The organism is Photorhabdus sp. RM322S (assembly GCF_042879395.1).
Lineage (GTDB): Bacteria > Pseudomonadota > Gammaproteobacteria > Enterobacterales > Enterobacteriaceae > Photorhabdus > Photorhabdus khanii.
Genome location: NZ_JBHFKW010000006.1, coordinates 41,953 through 62,879 on the forward strand (window position 1 = coordinate 41,953; position 20,927 = coordinate 62,879).

The following is a 20,927-nucleotide window of genomic DNA, read 5'->3' on the forward strand; positions in this document are numbered from 1 at the left end:
TATTCCATGATCCGTAATATAGCCAACGGTGAAATCAGTTCTGTTGCTTCTTTTCCTGCCTATGATCGCCAGAAACTGGTTACTCGCATTGTTCATCTGGGATGTGGCGCTTTTCACCGGGCGCATCAGGCGGTTTTTACTCATCACATGCTGGAAAAAACCGGCAGTGACTGGGGCATTTGTGAAGTCAGTTTGTTCTCCGGTCAGACACTTATTCAGCAACTTAACGATCAAGATTGCTTGTGTACCATTGCGGAAAAAGGGGCAGAACAAACTGAGCTGAAAATTATCGGCTCGATGATTGATGCTTTACACCCTGAATTTGTTGGTCAGCAAGGTATTCTGGAAACTATGGCACAGCCGCAGGTGGCGATTATCTCGCTGACAATTACCGAGAAAGGCTATTGTACCGATGCCGCCAGTGGCAAATTGGATGTGAATAATGCGCTGACTCAACAGGATTTAGTTAATCCAACAGCGCCAAAATCGGCTATTGGATATATTGTTGAAGCGCTTCGCTTACGCTATGAACGTGGCTTATCGCCGTTGACGGTGATGTCCTGCGATAACGTCAGAGAGAATGGCAAAGTGACCCGTGAAGCGGTGATCGGTTTTGCCCGTTTACGAGATGAAAAACTGGCGCAGTGGATTGAGCGGAATGTAACGTTCCCATGCACTATGGTTGACCGCATTGTTCCAGCGGCTACGCCAGAATCGCTGGAGGAAATAGCTGAACAATTGGGTGTTTATGACCCATGCGCAATTGCCTGTGAGCCTTTCCGCCAGTGGGTGATTGAAGATAATTTTGTGAGTGGCCGCCCAAACTGGGATGTGGCGGGAGCACAATTTGTTGAAGATGTGGCGCCTTTTGAAACCATGAAATTGCGAATGCTTAACGGCAGCCACTCATTTTTGGCTTATCTAGGCTATTTGGCAGGATATGCGCATATTGCTGACGCAATGGTGAATCCCAATTACAGGCAAGCCGTTTTGGATCTGATGCTGAAAGAGCAGGCTCCAACTTTGACGATGCCGGCAGGAACGGATCTTTTCCAATATGCACACCTCCTTATTGAGCGTTTCAGTAACTCCAAACTTAAGCACCAGACCTGGCAGATAGCAATGGATGGCAGCCAGAAATTACCCCAACGTATGCTTGATTCTGTCACTTATCATCTGGCGAATGGCAGCGATTATTGGCATCTGGCCTTGGGCATTGCTGGCTGGATGCGTTATATCAGCGGTAAAGATGAGCAAGGCGAATGGATTGATGTACGTGATCCGTTGGTTGACCAATTTAAATCTATTTATCGGCAACATGGATTATCTGTTGATGCAGTTCCCGCATTGTTGGCTGTTTTTGGCAACCCATTGTTAGCCAACCCGCATTTTGTTCGGGTAGTGAGTAACGCTTACCAACAATTATTAGACTACGGCGCACGTCGCGTTGTGGCGATACGCTGATCTGGGTGCCGGAAAAAGACATGAAAAATTTTATGTGTGAAGATTTTCTGCTGAACAATGAAACAGCCCGTCAGCTATATCATGAACACGCCGCAGCTATGCCGATTTATGACTATCATTGCCATCTTAACCCGCGTGAAATTGCCGAAAATCGCCGGTTTGATAACCTCGGTCAGATTTGGCTGGAAGGGGATCACTATAAATGGCGGGCAATGCGTTCCGCAGGGGTTGATGAATCACTGATTACCGGCAAACAAACCAGTGATTATGAAAAATATCAGGCGTGGGTGAAAACAGTGCCACTGACGTTGGGAAATCCGCTTTATCACTGGACTCATCTGGAGTTACGCCGTCCGTTTGGTATCGCCGGGAAATTATTCGGGCCGGAAACTGCTGATGAAATCTGGTATCAATGCAATGAAAAGCTGGCGACACCGGAATTTTCAACTCGTGGCATTATGCGGCAAATGAATGTGTGTATGGTTGGAACGACGGATGATCCGGTGGATTCTCTGGAATATCACCGTCAAATCGCCGCAGATGACAATTTCGATATCGAAGTATTACCCAGTTGGCGTCCTGACCGTGTATTTAAAATCGAGCTGGCAGGTTTCACGGATTACATCAAACAGCTTGAGGCTGTGGCTGATGTGTCGATTTCTGCTTTTGCTGATGTGCTGGACGCGCTGGAGCGTCGTCTTGATCATTTTGCCGCACATGGCTGCCGGGCTGCTGATCACGGCATAGAGAATCTGCGCTATGCACCGGTTCCTGATGAAGTTGTATTGGATAGGATCCTGCAAAAACGGCTGATAGGCGATATTCTCTCTGAACTCGAAATTGCGCAGTACACAACGGCGGTTCTGGTATGGCTTGGTCGTCAATATGCAGCTCGTGGTTGGGTAATGCAGATGCATATCGGCGCTATTCGTAATAATAATACTCGTATGTTTCGTTTGCTTGGTGTGGATAGTGGCTTTGACTCCATTGGTGATAGCAATATCGCCTGGCCGTTATCCCGCTTGCTGGATAGTATGGATGTGACAGATGAATTGCCGAAAACAATTCTCTACTGCCTAAACCCTCGGGATAACGAAGTGATTGCCACGATGGCAGGCAACTTTCAGGGGGGCGGTATTGCCGGTAAAGTGCAGTTTGGTTCGGGCTGGTGGTTCAATGATCAGAAAGATGGCATGTTGCGCCAGCTTGAACAACTTTCCCAACTTGGGTTGTTGAGTCAGTTTGTTGGTATGTTGACCGATTCCCGTAGCTTTCTTTCATACACACGACATGAATATTTTCGTCGAATTCTGTGTAACTTGTTGGGGCAATGGGCAGAAAACGGAGAAATTCCTAATAACAGAGCAACGTTAGGGCAGATGGTTGAGAATATTTGCTTTAATAATGCCCGCCGTTATTTTGCCTTGCCGGGAGAAAACCAATGAAGCGGATTGCATTTCTTGGTGAATGTATGATTGAGCTTAATGGCGCGCCTTTCGGTACTCTACATCAGACTTTTGGTGGTGATGCGCTGAATAGTGCGGTTTACTTAGCACGGGCAAGCCAGCAAAAGATTGCTGTGAATTTTGTTACTGCGCTGGGAATGGACTCACTCAGCGAAGGTATGATCAAACGTTGGCAAGATGAGGGTATCCATACGCATCTGGTGTTGCGTGATCCGGCTCATCAACCAGGGTTGTATCTGATTCAACTTGATGAGCAGGGAGAACGCACTTTTCTGTACTGGCGTAATGATTCCGCCGCTCGTTATATGGTTCGCCATCCTGATTTCTTTTCTGTTATTCAATCGTTGCAGCAGATGGATGCTATTTATCTCAGTGGCATTAGCCTGGCTATCTTGCCTGCCGATGATCGTGAAATATTACTGAATCAATTGGCTGAACTGGCTGCGCAAGGAAAAACGGTGGTTTTTGACAGTAATTACCGTCCGGCATTATGGGAAAGTGTGGTAGAAACCCAAGCCTGTTATCAGAAATTACTCTCTTTTACCTCATTAGCACTGGTGACAGATGACGATGAAGGCAATTTGTGGGGTGATAAATCAGTGACAGAAATCATGACCCGCCTCAAATGGGCAGGGGTTAAAGAAGCTATTGTTAAAGTGGGTGCAGCCGGTTGTTATTATCAGAATTTGGTGCAGAGTACGCCGATTGAGCAGATCCCAACTGAGCCGGTTGGTAAAGTGGTCGATACCACAGCGGCGGGAGATGCTTTTAACGCCGGGTTTTTGGCCGGCTATTTGACAGATTGCTCAGTACAACAAGCGGTAAAAATGGGGCATGGTCTTGCGGGTATCGTTATTCAGCATAAAGGGGCGATTATTCCAATCAGTGCTACTAAAACGATGATTGACAGCTTCTTTTAAGGGCAGGAGAAAAAGTGATGAAACAAATGATTGAGCAGTTACGCCAATTAAAAATTGTTCCTGTGATTGCTGTTGATCGTGCGGAAGATATTATTCCGCTGGGTAACGCACTGGCTGACAATGGTTTGCCGGTAGCAGAAATTACTTTCCGTTCCGCAGCGGCGGCAGAAGCGATTCGTCTGCTAAAAGAATCTCGGCCGGATATGCTGATTGGCGCAGGAACTGTTCTGAATCGTGAACAAGTGGTTGCTGCCAAAGAGGCAGGGGCGACTTTTATCGTTTCTCCGGGGTTTAATCCAAATACGGTTAAAGCCTGTCAGGAACTGAATATTCCGATTATTCCAGGTGTGAATAACCCAAGTGCTACAGAAGGTGCAATGGAGTTGGGGCTGAAACTGCTGAAATTCTTCCCAGCAGAACCTTCCGGTGGTTTGCCGATGATTAAAGCGATATTAGCACCTTATACTGAACTCCAGATTATGCCTACCGGAGGTATTGGGCTGGAGAATATCCGTGATTATCTTGCAGTACCGCGTATTGTGGCGTGTGGCGGCTCATGGATGGTTAGTAAAGCGCTGGTGGATAGCCAGAATTGGCAAGAAATTGGTCGCTTGACTCGCGAGGCGGTGGATTGGGTTAATGCTTAAGGCATAATCGTCCCTGCGTTTTGAGAAAATATGTAGGCAGGAAATTATTTGATGAGTGTAACTTTACAGGAAATCCTTGATCTTCAAACGTTGGTCGAAACGAGTGAAGTTGAGTTCAAACTAGCCAACGGCAGAGATGGCAAAGGCGAATTGCCCCGTGATTTTTGGCCAAGTTATAGTGTTATGGCGAATAGCGGCGGAGGTTGGGTTATTCTTGGTGTGAAAGAAAAAAAAGGTAAATTCACTCCGGTTGGTGTTGAAAACGTAGAAAAAATAAAATCCGATTTATTTAATACTGTTAACAATCCATCTATGGTCAGTATTAATTTGCTAACCGATAACTGTGTTCAATCTGTAAAATTACAGGGAAAAAATGTTGTTGCTGTTCGTATCCCTGCTGCGCTACGTAAACAAAAACCTGTATTTATAAAAGGGGAGCCTTTAAAAGGCACCTATCAGAGAAGAAATGAGAGTGATCAGCTTTGCGATGCTGAGACAGTGAAACGTTGGTTGGCAGAGCAGGTTGAAGACGAGTGAGATGCTCGTGTTTTGACTGGCTTCGATATGTCTGACCTTAATATGGATAGCCTGAAGACTTTTCGACAACTACTTGCTAGTGCAAAACCTAACCATCCTTACTTGGAACATGAGCTTCCTGAATTTCTGCGTTTAATACGAGCATGGCGTAAAGATCGAGCAACTGGACAAGAAGGTTTAACACTTGCTGGTGTTTTGATGTTTGGCAACTGGGATGCCATTATGGAGGCTGCTCCACATTACTTTGTTGATTATCAGGAAAGACCAGAGGCTAAAACTGAATTACGTTGGATTGATCGTATTTATCCGGATGGTACGTGGTCTGGGAATTTGTTTGATTTCTATCGTAGAGTCTACCGGAAATTAATCACTGATCTTAAAGTTTCTTTCGGGATCAAACATGGTCAGCGTCAAGATGACACACTGGTCCATATTGCGTTACGTGAAGCATTGGTTAATACATTAGTGCATGCAGATTTTACAGGAAGGGTCTCCATACTCGTTGTAAAACGACCTGATATGTTTGGCTTTCGTAATCCTGGATTAATGAGAGTACCGATTGAATTTGCCATTAAAGGTGGAGATAGTGACTGCCGGAACAGAATCATGCATCAAATGTTTTTGCTAATTGGTTTAGGAGAACGGGCGGGGTCTGGGTTACCTAAAATATATAGCGGATGGTCTTCTGCTGATTGGCGTCGGCCTAATTTACATGAGCGTCAGATACCTGAGCAAACCTTGTTGGAGCTACCTACTGCTAGCTTGATCCCTGAAAATATCTTAATGCAGTTGAGACTCAGGTTTGGAAGCGAATTTGAACAATTAGAAAATCTTGATCGAGTGATTTTAGCTACAGTTGCTGTAGAAGGGTGGATTAATCATCAACGGGCTTGTGAGCTAACAACTCTACACTCCCGGGAAGTCACTTTGGCTTTCCCCCGGCTTGAATATAAAGGCTTTTTGGTTGCATCAGGTGAAAAACGTAATAAGTCCTACACATTACCCGGTATGTCGTTACCGAACCCAGAAGAAATTTTTTCATCTGTAATAATAAATAGTGTTAATAATGGATTGGGCTTGCTTCATATGGACTCTAGCTTGCCTCATACAGCTTCAGATGCTCAAATCACTCGGGATGAGTTAGGGCGGCTCACTTCTTCTTCGTTTAGCTTGCCATTTGTTGATCACTTAGAGTACATAAAGTTAGATTTAAGAAAAAAACTGCAAGAAATTGCTAAACCCGCTTATGAGAATCGACGATTAGAACCGGAGCAAATGCAACTGCTCATCACGAAACTTTGCTATTCTCACTATATCTGTATTGATGTGTTGAGTACGTTATTAAATCGTTCAGCGAAAAATCTTAGACAGCGTCATATAAAACCATTGATTGATAAACAATGCTTGATTATGGCATTTCCCCAAACACCGAATCATCCTAATCAGGGGTACACTGCCAGAATGTCATCACAGGGGTAACACCTTTTGCTAAATTAGGTGGCGATTCTTTAAGGTACAGTCCTACCTAAATAATATGGATGGAAATTATGGCAGAAAGGTACGGGAGGATATTTAGTTTCCTGTATGTGGAAAAATAGGTTTATATATGCAATATTTTATTATTATTTTATTTTCATAGGATGAGAAATATATACATCATAAGAAAGAGACTTAAAACCTCCATGATTGTTTGTCTGTAATTACTCTATTAACCACTCAGTTATTTTTTTGAGTGATTAATAAAGTAGATTGAATATTGGTATTTTAATGTTTCTGTTAAATAATAAATTTTTATTAATGACTGGCAGATTCGACTAATAAGTGCCATTTGATTGAGCATAAATAGAGAATAAAAACAGGCGTAGTATATATTTTGCGCCTGAAGTTTACGTCAATTTAATTTTTGTTCACAATGGCTTCGCATTCTCTGTTAGCCATACTGCAATGCGCTGTTTCTGCTCTTCATTCAGCCACATGCCCAATTTGGTACGGCGCCATATCGCATCATCCAGTTCAACAACCCATTCATTGTTAACCAGATAACAAAGTTCAGCTTCATACAGACCTTGGCCGAAGAATTCACCGAGATCCGCCAGATTGTTAGCACCTTGCAGAATCAGTTCGCTGTTACTGCCGTAGGTACGAGCATAACGCACAGCAACACCTTCCGGTAACCAGTTGTAGCGTTTACGCAGTAAGCGGGCGTAACCGTCGCGGTCGCAGCCTTCCAGATTACCACCCGGTAATTGACCATTTTTGCTCCAGGCTTCTCCGGCATTTGGATAGTATTGAATCATTTTCTCCATTGCGTGCTCCGCCAGCTTACGGTAAGTGGTCAATTTACCGCCGAATATAGACAGCAATGGTGCTTTGCCCTGCTCATCATGAATATCGAGTGTGTAGTCACGGGTAATTGCCTGAGGCGAATCAGATTCGTCATCACACAGTGGACGTACACCGGAATAGGTCCAGACGATATCTTCACGGCTAATTTGCTTCTTAAAGTGATTGTTATAGACTTCCAACAGATAGTTTATCTCTTGATCGTCAATCTTCACCTCTTTTGGATCGCCTTTATATTCGACATCGGTTGTACCAATAATGGAGAATTCATCCATCCAGGGAATAACAAATACGATACGATTATCTTCGTTTTGCAGAATATAAGCTTGCGGCTCATCATGCACTCTTGGTACCACAATATGGCTGCCTTTGATCAGACGAATACCATAAGGTGATTTCAGTTTCAGACCATCGTCAAAGAATTCTTTAACCCAAGGACCGGTGGCGTTAACCAGACCTTTTGCACGCCAGGTATGAGTTTTACCTGTCCGCAGATCTTCGGCTTCAACCATCCAGCCATCTTGTTCACGCCATGCACGGGTAACTTTTGTTCGGGTATGCACTTCTCCACCGTGTTTTTTGACTTCTTGAGCGTTAAGGACAACTAAACGGGCGTCATCAACCCAGCAGTCGGAATACTCAAAGCCGCGGACTAATTCTGGTTTCAGTACGGAATTAGCACCGAATTTCAGTCCTTTACTGCTCGGCAGGCTGACACGTTTGCCTAAATTGTCATAAAGGAACAAACCAATGCGGATCATCCATGCCGGGCGCAGGTGTGGCTGGTGCGGCAGACGAAAACGCATCGGGAAAGCGATGTGTGGTGCAAGATTTAATAAAACTTCACGTTCTGCCAGCGCTTCGCTGACCAAACGGAATTCATAATGTTCCAGATAGCGCAAGCCACCGTGGATCAGTTTTGAACTGGCGGATGAAGTGGCTTTGGCTAAGTCTTGTGCTTCCAGCAGCAGAACAGAAAGTCCCCGGCCAGCGGCATCTGCCGCGATACCGGCACCGTTGATCCCACCACCGATCACAATCAAGTCTTTGGTTTCCATGCATCCCCCTTAAAAATGTTCGAAACAGTTCTTTAATGTTCGTTTTCGCTCGTGATTGTAATCGGAAATCCATAAATAGCCAACTATATTACTAAGAAAAAACATATTCGCGTGATATAGATAACAAATATTGTCACACCCATATAATTCACATGGCATTAATAAGGAAGCTAAAAGATGGCATAACTGTGGAGTGGCAAGAAGAGAAGATAGGGGATAGTGCTATCCCCAAATATAGAAAAAACTATTAGCAAAGTTCGAGCTGCACGTTATGTTGCTCAATCACTTTATGGATGCTTGGAGGGGGAAGCTGGTCAGTAAATAGGTAATCAATGAGGTTCATATTACCCAAATTGACCATAGCATTGCGGCCAAATTTAGAATGGTCAGTGACTAACATAACGCAACGGGAGTTTTCGATAATGGCGCGTTTAATACGTACTTCATGGTAATCAAACTCCAGCAGTGAGCCATCCATATCGATACCACTGATGCCAAGAATGCCATAATCGAGCCGAAACTGGGAGATAAAATCCAGTGTGGCTTCACCGATAATCCCCCCATCACGGGTACGAATCTCCCCACCCGCCAGGATTAAACGGAAGTCTTCCTTTGTCATCAATAGGGTTGCTACGTTGAGGTTGTTAGTGACAATCCGCAGATTTTTATGATTTAGCAGTGCGTGAGCGACGGCTTCTGGTGTCGTGCCGATATCAATAAACAGTGTTGCGCCGTCCGGGATATGGCTGGCAACACGTTGGGCAATACGGGCTTTTTCTTCTGACCACATGCTTTTGCGGTCATTATAAGCGGTATTGACTGAACTTGATGGCAATGCGGCACCGCCGTGATGTCGCTGTATTTTGTTTTTGTCTGCCAGGTCGTTCAAATCACGGCGGATAGTCTGGGGGCTGACATTAAAGTGTTCAACCAACTCTTCAGTACTGACATAGCCCTGAAGACGTACCAGCTCAACTATTGCATCATGCCGTTGAGTTTGCTTCACGATAGTCCCCTATTGTTCTTAAGAATGCCGGTTGTGAGTGTTATTTTTGAAGGTATGACGGTTATCCCACAGCGCCATCAGTAAGCCGATAATTAAACCGGAAAAATGGGCCGCGTTGGCAATGGCGAGTCCAAATGTGTCGAAATAGCCAATAATCAGCCAGAGGATCGAAAAAGCCATCAAACCGCGGGGAACGCTAATGCCGCGCTCAGGTGCACGTTCGCCGGTTAACCAGACATAACCAATTAAGGCGTAAACAACACCGGAAAGACCGCCAAAATGAGAGCCACTGAATAATGATTGTCCCCAGCCACTGAAAACAGCGGAAACGATAGTGATAACAAACAGCTTTCCTGTACCAAGGCGCTTTTCTGTTTGTCCGCCAAGATACCACCACCACATGAGATTAAAGATGATATGCAGTAGTGAGAAATGCAGTAAACCGTGAGTAACACAACGCCATAGCTCCAGATGTTGACTGTTGTCTGGCCAGGCTAGCCAGGACATAACCTGATAATCCCCGGTGAATTGCATCCAGAGATAAACGGCGATATTCAGGATCAGAACGGTCATTGTTAACGGGCCAGCCTGACGACTCAAATATTGCCAATTCAGATTGTTATGATATTTCAATGAGTGATTCACATTGCCGGATTGCCAACTGGCCGCCTGATAACGTTCGTTCAGTGGGTCACGGGTAAATTGCTCCAGCTCTTGTTGAACGATGGCGAGTTTAGTGTCATCTTCCAGCCACAGTTCTACGTGCTGCCCATCGTGACTCGGACGCATGGTCAGATGTACTTGATGGGTTGCCATATAATCGATAAAAGCTTGTGCCAGGCGCGGGTTTGAAATAGCGATTACGTGGATCATGAGGTGTTGTTATGCCAGATTATGTAATAAGGAATCAACAGCTTGAGGATAGTCTCTTTGCCAGGCTTCAAAGCCACCATTAATGCTGTAAACCGCTTCAAAACCCATGTTCAGTAAGTACTGAGCGGCGCTCTGGCTGCTGTGACCGTGGTAACACATGACCATGACAGGTTGCTCGAAATGGGTCTGCAACATAAATTCATTTAATGTGTCATTGGTTAAATGAAAGGCCCCGGATGCATGGCCGCCCCGGAAACTTTGTGGATCGCGGATATCCACCATAATGGCGGATTTATCTTGCCAATGTTGATAAGCCTGCTCAGGGCTGATTGTTTGAAAATGTTCCATATATATTCTGACTTGCTCTTAGAATTTAGAGATTATCCCATTAGGTTATTATTGTAGTGACATTTTCCCGACGGTTATCCGAACGGGAAAGTCAGTTGTCAGTAATAAGAGTGTTCACCGCGTTGATGTTCAGTCAAGTCTCTTACACCTTTTAATTCAGGGAACATGTTCAGCAACTCTTTTTCAATCCCTTCTTTCAGGGTGACATCGACCATTGAACAACCATTGCAACCGCCGCCGAACTGAAGGATAGCGAAACCATCATCAGTGATTTCCATCAGGCTGACACGGCCACCGTGACCCGCTAATTGTGGGTTAATTTGTGACTGTAAGACATATTCCACCCGTTCGATCAGTGGAGAATCATCAGAAACTTTGCGCATTTTGGCGTTAGGGGCTTTTAGTGTTAGCTGAGAGCCTAACTGATCAGTGACAAAATCGATTTCTGCTTCTTCAAGGAACGGCGCGCTCAGCTCGTCAACGTAAGCTGACAGTTTCTCAAATTTCAGCTCAGTATCCGTTGCTTCAACAGCGTCAGGTGGGCAGTAAGACACACCGCATTCTGCGGTAGGTGTACCCGGATTGATGACAAATACGCGGATTTGAGTACCAGGTTCTTGGTTTGCCAGTAATTTGGCGAAATGGGCTTGCGCTGCTTCAGTAATATTAATCATATCATTTGCTCAATAGTTGACTGCTATAGTTGGTTATAATACGCCCATTCTCATCTTGACTACAAGGTTCGGCAAATCGCCCAGACCTGCACTGAGCGGGCGCCAGCACGAATTAACAAACGGGAAATTTCGGTCATCGTCGCACCGGTAGTAATCACATCATCAAGTATGGCGATGTGTTGTCCTATGACGGGGCCACAGAGCCGGAACGCTTTCCTGAGATTGGTTTTACGACGTACCGCTGATAAATTTCTTTGCGGTAGTGTAGCACGCGTCCGTTGCAGAATGCTTTGCTGATAATCGCATTGTAGCCATTCTGATAGTTGCTTTGCGATTAATACACCTTGATCAAATCCCCGTTTCCAGCGCCTGTGCCGATGCAGTGGCACACTGAGCAGAATGTTGGGTTTATACCATCGCCCAGCACGATAGCCTTGTTGCCAGTGCAGCAGAAACAGACGCGCCAGAACGGATGCGAGTTGTGGCGTGCTGTGATATTTATAGCGGCGAATCAGGCCGCTCAATGGTGGGCGATAATCGGTAATCGCGATCATATGTTCCCATAGCGGGGGGTTCTTGATACAGCGCCCACAAGGCAGTGAGGTTAATTCTGAGGGCAGTGCACAACGAGGGCACATATTTGTCAGACGTTTCAGCCGCTTGTTGCAAAAGCTGCATATTCCATGATGTGGAAACCACAGAGGCTGATGGCATAGCCAACAGTACCCAACCATTGTTAGCATAGGTTTCTTCCTTGATGGTAAATAAAGTTGAGAATAACAATGGCTGATCTGTTTTGGCAGACTTCTGCGGGGGATTCGCGTGATCTTGTGTTGCTGCACGGATGGGGGTTGAATGCGGAAGTTTGGCGTTCCATTGAAATGCGATGCGCTCCGCATTTTCGTTTACATCTGGTGGATTTACCGGGTTACGGCCGCAGTCAGAAATACGGCGCGATGAGCCTTGATGATATGGCGGATGAAGTCTGGCGGTATGCGCCTGAAAATGCGTTGTGGCTGGGTTGGTCGTTGGGTGGGCTGGTTGCCAGCCGGATTGCGCTTAACCATCAGGATAAGGTTGCCGGATTAATTACTGTGGCGTCTTCACCACATTTCAGTGCAGAAGGTGATTGGCCGGGGATCAAACCTGAGGTTTTGAGCGGTTTCGAACATCAGCTTAGTGAAGATTTCCAGCGCACAGTGGAGCGTTTCCTTGCTTTGCAGACATTGGGTACAGCCAGCGCCCGTCAGGACGCGCGGTTACTGAAATCCGTTGTATTGGCGCAGCCGATGCCTTCTGTTGAAGTGCTTAATGTTGGTTTGGAGATTTTGCGGACTGAAGATTTAAGAGAACCTTTGGCTGAACTTTCCATACCGTTTCTGCGTATTTATGGCTATCTGGATGGTTTGGTGCCAAGAAAAGTTATCAGTATTCTTGATGAGAAATGGCCGCGTTCAGTTTCAGCTATGATGCGTCATGCCGCCCATGCGCCTTTTATTTCTCATCCTGATGCATTTGTTGATTTATTGACTGATTTTGTTAGTAGAGAAGCGTTTTGAGGTTGATAATATAACGAACTTATTATTGGCGTGGTTTGGAATAGTCAAGCGTTCGCCGCATGAATGCGGCGGTTCGATGACTTTTGGTGTGCATGCTAAAATAATCTATATAGGTTAAATGGATTAGTTTTATGTTTTCAGCAAACATTATAAGAGCGGCATTCAAGAGCTTTCTAAGTTACCTGTTGGTCTCAAAGTTTCAATGATTGAAGCCATTGAAGAATTAGAAGCTGCTGGAACAGACTTAAAAGAGCCTAAAGTCAGAGATATTGGAAATGGGCTTAAAGAGTTAAGAGTGAATGCATCTGAGGGTATCGCGAGGGGGTTTTTCTTTTTTGCCGTTGGACAACAGTTTTATGTTGTTCATATACTGCAAAAGAAAACCCAAAAAACGCCGAAGAAATCGCTTGATCTGGCAAACCAACGAATGAAAGAGATTAAACGGAGTCTTAACAATGTCTGATAATGATTATGATATTATCCCATTTTCTGAAGCTAAAGCGCTTCTCTTAGAAGATACCGCGACTCTGGAAGCATATAACGATATTCAGATCCGCAAAACATTGATGAAACAGCTTAAGGATGCACGTAAAGCGTTGCGTCTTACTCAGCAAGATGTTGCTCAGAAAATTGGCACTCAAAAGCAAAACATCAGCCGTATGGAAAATGGCAAGAGTGTGCCAAATCTGGATACTTTAAGTCGCTATGCTGCCGCGCTTGGCGGAGCATTTGTTTTCCAAATGCCTGTAAATCAATAGAGTGTGTGTTTGAACTAAGAATTTTTATTTTTAAATGAGTAATGGTAGGGTCCACCTGTGATTTATAACCCTTTGGGCCAACAAGGTTGTTGATAAACCCCACTTTAAAAAAGTAGGGTTTATCTCAGACTCATCAATATATGATGAGCTGTTCTATAAGTATGATTCAGTATTTCCCTGTGATCCGATAAACCGCCGTATCACATTTCTGTGTTTCAGGGCATTGTTTGCAACTGCCACTCAGGCAGGCAGTTGCATCAACCTTTTCCAGTTTGCCCATCACTGTAAGTTGTTCAAGCATAGCGGCAATCATCTGTACGGACGCACGAAGCTGGCGGCTCAACAACCTGGCATCTGCCCGTCCATTCAGAGCGACTGTATCCCTTACTTTTAACAGGCTAATCATTCTTAACTCCTAGTGACAGCTTCCACTGGAGCAGTGGCAACTATTTCCAGTGTTGCTGCTCAGTTTCATCGTCACGCGGCTGCGTGTGCGCCGCAGGAAGGAAAACACCAGTGCGTTAAAGAGGGTTACTGCCAGAATGATGATCAGGCTGCTTTGTGGATGCTGTGAGAAAGTCACCATCTGATAGAACAAGGCTGAGATTGAGTAAGCCACATTCAGCCCCCATAGAATGGAGAATGTCATCCAACCGCGGCTTGTTTCACGGGCGATAGCGCCCATCACAGAAACACAGGGTACATACAACAGGACAAAGATTAGATAGCTGTAAGCTGAAATAGCGGAGCCAAATTTTGTACTCATTATTCCCATAGAACCGCTATCCATCTCTCCGTCGCCTTTACTGGCTTCGATTGGGTTGGAAAGCACACTCAAAGTGAAGGTGTCTTTCAGGCTCCCCCAGGTTTCACCAACAGCCTCTTTCAGTTCACCAAGCAGGTTGAACCCCTCTGCGTCAAATGGCTCATTTGTAATGCTTTCTGCGGTGTACAAGGTATTTAGTGTTCCGACAACCACTTCTTTTGCCATCGCTCCAGTTATCAGTCCCACGGCTGCCTGCCAGTTATCTGCGTGAACGCCAATTGGTTGTAACAGTGGTGTAATAACTTTGCTGACCGAAGCCAGTGCTGATTCGTTGATGCTATCCACGGCTTTACCGGAGAAGGAAAAGCTATTGAGCGCACCAATAAACATACTGGCGATAACGATAACTTTACCTGCACGGATAACAAAACCTTTCAGGCGTTGCCATGTTTGCAACAGCAGGGTTTTCAGATGTGGAATATGGTAAACCGGCAGCTCCATAACAAATGGCGAGGCTTCACCACGCATAATGGTGTATTTCAGCATCAGGCCAGTCAAAATCGCGACTACAATGCCCAATATATAAAGAGAGAAAACAACGGTTGCCCCGTTTTTGCCGAAGAATGCAGCGGCAAAAACGGCAAAGATTGCCAGCCGTGCACCACAAGACATAAATGGTGCCATCATAATCGTGATCAGACGCTCACGCGGTGCATCCAGCGTTCTCGCGCCCATAATTGAGGGTACGTTACAACCAAAGCCAACGATCAATGGGACAAAAGATTTACCTGGCAGACCCAGAACCTGCATCAGACGGTCCATGACAAACGCCGCCCGCGCCATATAACCGGAGTCCTCAAGGAAAGAGAGGAACAAATACATCATGCCGATTTGTGGTACCAGTGGCAGAACCGTGTTGATACCGCCGCCGATACCTTGCGCGAGGAAAATAGTCAGCCATTCAGGAAAATGTAACGTATGACCAAGCCATTGAACGCCATGAATGAAAATAGCGATAGAACCTGCGTCGAAAATAGGCTGTAATGCACCACCGATATTAATCGCCAGTACGAACATTAAATACATAACCGCCAGGAAAATGGGTACGCCCAACCAGCGGTTGAGGATGATGTTATCAATTGCCTGGGTGAGTTTGTTTGGCGTTGCTTTTTGGCTGTCGATCACTGCCATACATAAGGTGTTGATGCTTTGATAGCGTGCATCGGCAATAACCAGTTCAGGTTCTTCGTATTGCTGTTGTTGCAGGCGTTCTTTGGATTCAGCCAAGATTGAGGCCGCAAGGCCAGAACGTTCCAGGCTGTAAATGTCCCCTTCAAGTATCTGAAGTGCTAACCAACGGCGTTGTTGAGCATTAAAATCGTCTGAAATTGCACCAAATAGCTGATCAACTTCTTGCAACAGGTTGTCAGGGTAGCGAATCAATGACTGCCCAGAATTCTGTTTATGGCGGTCAATCGCTTGTTTCAGTTCATTGAGTCCGGTTGCTCGGGTTGAAACCATTGGAATGACCGGACAGCCAAGGCGTTTCTCCAACTCAGCAATATTGATTTGAATATGCTGGCTTTTAGCGATATCCAGCATATTCAGCGCAACAATGCATGGAATGCCTAATTCCAGCAGTTGTAATGTCAGATAGAGATTTCGCTCAAGGTTAGCAGCGTCTACGACGTTAATCAGCATGTCAGCATCACCGCTCAGGATGTAGTGACAGGCTATCTGCTCATCGAGTGATGTTTGTTCAGAAATCGTGGTCAGAGAGTAGGTTCCCGGCAGGTCAACCAGCTCAATTTTATGGTCTTCTGTGATAAAACGGCCAATTTTGCGTTCTACCGTGACGCCTGCCCAGTTGCCTACACGTTGACGGGCGCCGGTAAGTTGGTTAAATAATGTCGTTTTGCCGGCGTTGGGATTGCCGATTAAGCCAATGGTCAGTGCTTTCATGTTTTTGATGCCAAATTAGAAGTAACAGTTTTATTGCTTGCAATGGATTATGCGTTGCATTGGGCGTCGTCTAATGTGAGAAATTCCAGATCTTTTTTTCTCAGAATCAGGTTAACTCTGCGGGCCTCAATTTGTATCGGATCACCTAAAGGTGCTAAACGGACAACATGAAAAGAGGAACCGGGCAACATGCCTAATGACAGTAATTTCTGTCGGTAAGCAGGGCTGATCTTGGGAGAAAAGCCAATGATCTTGTAACTGTGGTCTGGAAGAAGTTGCATATAACCTTCCGGGATGTGTGATAAGTGAAAGAATCTTGAGAACTAAAGTTGTACTTATATTAGATAAAGTACGATTTTCATCCTATGCATGTTAATTGCAAATAAGAATAATAACCAACATTAATTTCAATATTAATCGCATTTTCAATAATTGGATGTTCAGTAAGTCACCCAAGTTGACAAGGATAAGTGGATTTGGATTTTGCCTGATGGTAGAGATGAGATATGCACTGCCAAAGCAGTGCATATTGTTTGCAATTATAAGACTATCAACGTTTTTTGCCGAATGCGGCGGCCAGCGCATCACTCATGGCACTGTTTCCGGCTGGAGTTGAAGCGCGTGGAGTAGCACGGTTTTTGTCATTGCGTTCAGGGCGGCGGTCAGTTTGAGGATTGTTACTGCGGCGTGAGTGGGTTTCTCCCGGTTGTTCATCAAGACGCATGGTCAGCGCGATACGCTTACGGCTCAGATCAACTTCCAGCACTTTGACTTTGACGATATCACCTGCTTTTACTACGGTGTGAGGATCTTCCACAAAGCGATCGGACAGCGAAGAGATGTGCACCAGGCCATCTTGATGAACGCCGATATCGACAAATGCGCCGAAGTTAGTCACGTTAGTGACCGCACCTTCCAGTACCATCCCCGGATGCAGGTCATTCATCGTTTCCACACCGTCAGCGAAGGTCGCGGTTTTAAACTCCGGGCGTGGGTCACGGCCTGGTTTTTCCAGCTCTTTCAGAATATCGGTAACGGTTGGAACACCAAATTGTTCTGTGGTGAAATCCTGAGGCTTCAATCCACGCAGTGAGGACGGATTGCCCATCAATTCCTGGAGTTTTTGTTCAGTGGCTGCCAGAATTTTCTCAACCACCGGATAGGCTTCCGGGTGAACAGTCGAGGCATCCAGCGGGTTATCACCGTGATTGATACGCAGGAAGCCGGCGCACTGTTCAAACGCTTTTGGCCCAAGGCGGCTGACTTTCAGTAATTGTGCTCGGTTATTGAAGCGGCCATTCTCATCGCGCCAGTTTATGATGTTCTGGGCAATCATACGGGTCAGCCCGGCAACTCGGGTCAATAGAAGAACAGACGCGGTATTCAGATCCACGCCGACGGCGTTTACACAATCCTCAACTACCGCGTCCAATTTTTTGGCAAGTTGGGTCTGGCTGACATCATGTTGATATTGACCGACACCGATAGATTTCGGATCGATTTTCACTAATTCAGCCAGTGGATCTTGCAGGCGGCGGGCGATAGAGACTGCACCGCGCAGTGAAACGTCCAGGTCAGGAAATTCCTGTGCTGCCAGTTCAGATGCAGAATAAACAGAGGCTCCTGCCTCACTGACAATCACTTTTTGGGCTTTTATCTCCGGGAACTGTTTTTGGACGTCCGCAAAGAAACGTTCTGTTTCGCGGGAAGCGGTTCCGTTACCGATAGCGACCAATTCCACCTGATGTTTGATACACAACGCGGCCGTGCTTGCGGCTGCTTTGGCGGTTTGCCCGGTGTGCGGATAGATAGTGTCTGCGGCAATCAATTTGCCGGTTGCATCAATGACGGCAACTTTAACACCGGTACGCAGACCTGGATCGAGCCCCATTGTTGCGCGCATACCTGCTGGTGCGGCCATCAACAGGTCTTGCAGGTTACGGGCGAATACCTTGATAGCTTCATCTTCTGCTTTTTCACGTAAAGTGCTCATCAACTCTGTTTCAAGATGCAGCAATACTTTGACACGCCAGGTCCAGTTTACGACGGCTTTGCGCCAGCTATCCGCCGGTGCATTGTTCAGGCGCAGATTAAGATGTTGGGTAATAATCTGTTCGCAGTAGCTCTCTTTGGGGGGTTCATCAAACTGGGGATCAGCATTCAGAGAAAGTTGCAGTATGCTCTCATTACGGCCACGGAACATGGCTAATGCGCGGTGAGAAGGGACCTGTGCGATAGGTTCATGGTAATCAAAATAGTCGCGGAATTTAGCACCTTCTTCTTCTTTTCCGGTGGCGACTTTGGCGACCAAATGGGCATTTTTCCATAAATAGTCACGAACTTTTGCCAATAATGTTGCATCTTCGGCGAAACGTTCCATCAGGATATAACGAGCGCCATCCAGAGCGGCTTTAGTATCGGCTACACCTTTATCGGTATCAACAAAAGTAGCGGCAACCAATTCCGGTTCTTGTTGTGGATCTTGCCACAGAGAGTTCGCCAAAGGTTCAAGACCTGCTTCAATCGCGATTTGCCCGCGGGTACGACGTTTCGGCTTGTATGGCAGATAAAGATCTTCCAGTTCGGTTTTGCTCAGGGTGCCATTAATGGCTTCGGCCAGTTCTGGTGTTAGCTTGCCTTGCTCGTCAATGGATTTAAGAATGGTTTGGCGGCGGTCTGACAGCTCGCGCAGGTAACCAAGGCGGCTCTCAAGTTGGCGAAGTTGGGTGTCATCCAGACCGCCGGTGGCTTCTTTACGATATCGTGCAATAAAAGGGACAGTATTCCCTTCATCAAGCAGGCTCATCGCTGAAAGGACTTGTTGTGGCTGGGCCTGTAGCTCACTGGCAATAATTCGGCTTAAAGATTCATTCATGTTGTGTTTTCTTCTGGTGGATAGGCTTCAAATATTCACAAAAACCCCTTTATACGTTCTGAGAGAAACAATTTCCAGTTCGCGTCTGATCTTATTCTGACGGGTTACAACATGATTCAACGAATTTATTGTCAGTGATGTTATAGCAACGGTTGCTAAATCAAGCCCTTTCATTAGATAGACAAAAGTGACCATATTCCCCACAAAGGCTGATCTACTCTGAATCACGGGATACAGCGATGTCGAAATAGTTGGTATGTTATTTCACATATTCGATCTCATTCACGTACCACAAAACTTCTCCTGTTGGTGTATAAACGATTGCACTGTCTCCGACCTCTTTCTTTAGTAGAGCACGGGCCATTGGAGAATCGATCGATATGTAGTCTTTGCGACCAAAAATCTCATCGTACCCAACAATACGGAAGCGTTTAATCTCCCCTTGATCATTTTCGATTTCTACCCATGCACCGAAGAACACACGTCCGTCTTGTTGAGGGGAGTAATCAACACACCGTAGTTCTTCCAGACTCTTGGTCAGGTATCTGACTCTTCGATCAATCTCCCGTAGTCTCTTCTTGTTATATTGATAATCTGCGTTTTCGCTCCTATCTCCGAGACTTGCCGCCCAAGTGACTTTTTTAGTGACTTCCGGGCGTTCTTCACGCCATAGATAATCCAATTCTTCCTTTAGTTTGTTGTAACCTTCGCGGGTTATAAGCTTAGTCTTCATTTTATGTTGTAGATACAGTGAGTTGCATTGATAAACATCATTATAATTAATTATGGCAATTCTTATATAGTCGGCTTTAAAAGTTTCAACTACCTACTCGTTTAGGTCATTTTCGACTATGAAAAGCTGGATATGATACAAATCTATACGAAATTGACCACCGATCGGTCAATTGCAGATAGTGCACGCGCAGATGCACTCGGCAGAACGGTGATAGATACAACACCTTGATGGTAGTAAGAAAAAGGAAAATACTAATAGATAATAGTGAAGAAAGTATCATGGCTACAAGTGTTGCTTTGAGTCCTCACTTCAAGGGGTTTATTCGTGAGCAAATCAACAGCGGACGTTACAACAATGTCAGTGAAGTGATCCGGGCTGGGTTACGCATGTTGGAAGAGCATGAACAGGCGCAGAAGCTCGCAGAGCTACGTGCTGCGGTGAGTGCCGGCATTGAAAGTGGAGAAGGTCTGGCAGCAAGTGAAGTGTTCGGAGAATTAAAAAATAAATATCAACGGATGAACGCAAACGGACAGGAATAATGAGGTTAAGCATATCGCCACTGGCGGCGCAGGATATCGAAGAGATAGGCGATTATATCGCGTAGGAGAACCCGGTTAGGTCAGTTAGCTTTATGGAGGAACTGTATCAGCAATGCTGCCAGATAAGTGAAGCGCCGCAGATTTACCGGCAACGCCGGGAGTTAGGCGAAAGCATAAGAAGCTGTACCTACGGGAAATACCTTATCCTGTTTTCAAGCTCAGGAAACCAGACCCGAATACAAAGAGTGTTACACGGTTCAAGAGATATAACTTTATTACTTTGACAGCCAGGAACATACAGGCTGGATGTCACAATGTTGCTGGGTAGGTAACAGGTGAATAAACTGTTACCTATTAAGGTCGCCGGGGTGAGGTGCAGGGCAAGTTTGTTACCAG

The 20,927-nt window shown here is 45.6% G+C and carries 20 protein-coding genes and 2 pseudogenes; 11 read left to right on the forward strand and 11 right to left on the reverse strand.

Features of this window, described 5'->3' with window-relative positions:
- The first annotated feature begins 6 nt into the window (after positions 1-6).
- From ACGF63_RS05645 to ACGF63_RS05670, 6 genes are read left to right on the forward strand one after another with little or no spacing between them, the layout of a single operon-like run.
- Positions 7-1,464: a fructuronate reductase gene (locus tag ACGF63_RS05645; RefSeq protein WP_387629402.1), complete on the forward strand. Its 1,458-nt coding sequence runs from the start codon at positions 7-9 to the stop codon at positions 1,462-1,464.
- Between the two features lie 20 nt (positions 1,465-1,484).
- Positions 1,485-2,909, forward strand: coding sequence for a glucuronate isomerase (uxaC, locus tag ACGF63_RS05650; protein ID WP_387629405.1), 1,425 nt, complete (start codon positions 1,485-1,487; stop codon positions 2,907-2,909).
- The gene (locus ACGF63_RS05655) at positions 2,906-3,850 is read left to right on the forward strand and encodes a sugar kinase (RefSeq protein WP_152963237.1); all 945 of its coding nucleotides are present in this window, start codon (positions 2,906-2,908) and stop codon (positions 3,848-3,850) included. The genes uxaC and ACGF63_RS05655 overlap by 4 nt, the downstream gene beginning before the upstream one ends.
- A 17-nt stretch (positions 3,851-3,867) precedes the next feature.
- Complete coding sequence (locus ACGF63_RS05660) at positions 3,868-4,497, forward strand: bifunctional 4-hydroxy-2-oxoglutarate aldolase/2-dehydro-3-deoxy-phosphogluconate aldolase (RefSeq protein ID WP_387629408.1); 630 nt, start codon at positions 3,868-3,870, stop codon at positions 4,495-4,497.
- Positions 4,498-4,548: 51 nt separating this feature from the next.
- On the forward strand, positions 4,549-5,034 hold the full coding sequence (locus tag ACGF63_RS05665; protein ID WP_387629411.1) for a helix-turn-helix domain-containing protein: 486 nt from the start codon (positions 4,549-4,551) through the stop codon (positions 5,032-5,034).
- A 27-nt stretch (positions 5,035-5,061) separates the two neighbouring features.
- Positions 5,062-6,513, forward strand: a complete 1,452-nt coding sequence (locus tag ACGF63_RS05670; protein ID WP_387629412.1) for an AAA family ATPase — start codon at positions 5,062-5,064, stop codon at positions 6,511-6,513.
- A gap of 428 nt (positions 6,514-6,941) precedes the next feature.
- On the opposite strand, the gene glpD is transcribed toward ACGF63_RS05670, so the two are convergent.
- The 6 genes from glpD to gntX form a co-directional block, all read right to left on the reverse strand.
- On the reverse strand, positions 6,942-8,435 hold the full coding sequence (glpD, locus tag ACGF63_RS05675) for a glycerol-3-phosphate dehydrogenase (RefSeq protein ID WP_152963241.1): 1,494 nt from the start codon (positions 8,433-8,435) through the stop codon (positions 6,942-6,944).
- Positions 8,436-8,682: 247 nt separating this feature from the next.
- A complete protein-coding gene (locus ACGF63_RS05680) occupies positions 8,683-9,441 on the reverse strand; it encodes a DeoR/GlpR family transcriptional regulator (RefSeq protein WP_162524188.1) in 759 nt (252 codons plus the stop codon).
- Between the two features lie 18 nt (positions 9,442-9,459).
- Positions 9,460-10,314, reverse strand: coding sequence for a rhomboid family intramembrane serine protease GlpG (gene glpG / locus ACGF63_RS05685; RefSeq protein ID WP_387629416.1), 855 nt, complete (start codon positions 10,312-10,314; stop codon positions 9,460-9,462).
- Positions 10,315-10,323: 9 nt separating this feature from the next.
- Positions 10,324-10,662 carry a thiosulfate sulfurtransferase GlpE gene (glpE, locus tag ACGF63_RS05690; protein ID WP_036846345.1) on the reverse strand — a complete coding sequence of 113 codons (339 nt, stop codon included), beginning with the start codon at positions 10,660-10,662 and terminating at the stop codon, positions 10,324-10,326.
- A 98-nt stretch (positions 10,663-10,760) separates the two neighbouring features.
- Complete coding sequence (nfuA, locus tag ACGF63_RS05695; RefSeq protein WP_023044402.1) at positions 10,761-11,336, reverse strand: Fe-S biogenesis protein NfuA; 576 nt, start codon at positions 11,334-11,336, stop codon at positions 10,761-10,763.
- Positions 11,337-11,395: 59 nt separating this feature from the next.
- Positions 11,396-12,079, reverse strand: coding sequence for a DNA utilization protein GntX (gene gntX / locus ACGF63_RS05700; protein ID WP_036846342.1), 684 nt, complete (start codon positions 12,077-12,079; stop codon positions 11,396-11,398).
- A gap of 39 nt (positions 12,080-12,118) precedes the next feature.
- On the opposite strand from gntX, the gene bioH reads away from it, so the two are divergent.
- The 3 genes and pseudogenes from bioH (at position 12,119) to ACGF63_RS05715 (ending at position 13,653) form a co-directional block, all read left to right on the forward strand.
- The gene (gene bioH / locus ACGF63_RS05705; RefSeq protein ID WP_387629422.1) at positions 12,119-12,895 is read left to right on the forward strand and encodes a pimeloyl-ACP methyl ester esterase BioH; all 777 of its coding nucleotides are present in this window, start codon (positions 12,119-12,121) and stop codon (positions 12,893-12,895) included.
- A 131-nt stretch (positions 12,896-13,026) separates the two neighbouring features.
- Positions 13,027-13,358, forward strand: a pseudogene (locus tag ACGF63_RS05710) (type II toxin-antitoxin system RelE/ParE family toxin).
- On the forward strand, positions 13,351-13,653 hold the full coding sequence (locus ACGF63_RS05715; RefSeq protein ID WP_387629425.1) for a helix-turn-helix domain-containing protein: 303 nt from the start codon (positions 13,351-13,353) through the stop codon (positions 13,651-13,653). Before ACGF63_RS05710 ends, ACGF63_RS05715 begins: the two are co-directional and overlap by 8 nt.
- 166 nt (positions 13,654-13,819) lie before the next feature.
- Here the strand turns inward: ACGF63_RS05715 and ACGF63_RS05720 are convergent, their stop codons facing one another.
- The 5 genes from ACGF63_RS05720 to greB form a co-directional block, all read right to left on the reverse strand.
- Positions 13,820-14,059: a FeoC-like transcriptional regulator gene (locus ACGF63_RS05720; protein WP_036846329.1), complete on the reverse strand. Its 240-nt coding sequence runs from the start codon at positions 14,057-14,059 to the stop codon at positions 13,820-13,822.
- 9 nt (positions 14,060-14,068) lie between these two features.
- Positions 14,069-16,381, reverse strand: coding sequence for a Fe(2+) transporter permease subunit FeoB (gene feoB / locus ACGF63_RS05725; RefSeq protein ID WP_036846326.1), 2,313 nt, complete (start codon positions 16,379-16,381; stop codon positions 14,069-14,071).
- A gap of 47 nt (positions 16,382-16,428) precedes the next feature.
- Positions 16,429-16,662: a ferrous iron transporter A gene (feoA, locus tag ACGF63_RS05730; RefSeq protein ID WP_036846324.1), complete on the reverse strand. Its 234-nt coding sequence runs from the start codon at positions 16,660-16,662 to the stop codon at positions 16,429-16,431.
- 269 nt (positions 16,663-16,931) lie between these two features.
- Complete coding sequence (locus ACGF63_RS05735) at positions 16,932-19,256, reverse strand: Tex family protein (RefSeq protein WP_387629430.1); 2,325 nt, start codon at positions 19,254-19,256, stop codon at positions 16,932-16,934.
- Positions 19,257-19,515: 259 nt separating this feature from the next.
- Complete coding sequence (gene greB / locus ACGF63_RS05740; protein WP_021323370.1) at positions 19,516-19,989, reverse strand: transcription elongation factor GreB; 474 nt, start codon at positions 19,987-19,989, stop codon at positions 19,516-19,518.
- A gap of 281 nt (positions 19,990-20,270) precedes the next feature.
- Here greB and ACGF63_RS05745 point away from each other — a divergent pair, with 281 nt between their 5' ends.
- Both ACGF63_RS05745 and ACGF63_RS05750 read left to right on the forward strand, forming a co-directional pair.
- Complete coding sequence (locus tag ACGF63_RS05745) at positions 20,271-20,531, forward strand: type II toxin-antitoxin system ParD family antitoxin (protein WP_036846318.1); 261 nt, start codon at positions 20,271-20,273, stop codon at positions 20,529-20,531.
- Positions 20,531-20,815 (forward strand): annotated as a pseudogene (locus tag ACGF63_RS05750) (type II toxin-antitoxin system RelE/ParE family toxin). Before ACGF63_RS05745 ends, ACGF63_RS05750 begins: the two are co-directional and overlap by 1 nt.
- Positions 20,816-20,927 lie beyond the last annotated feature (112 nt).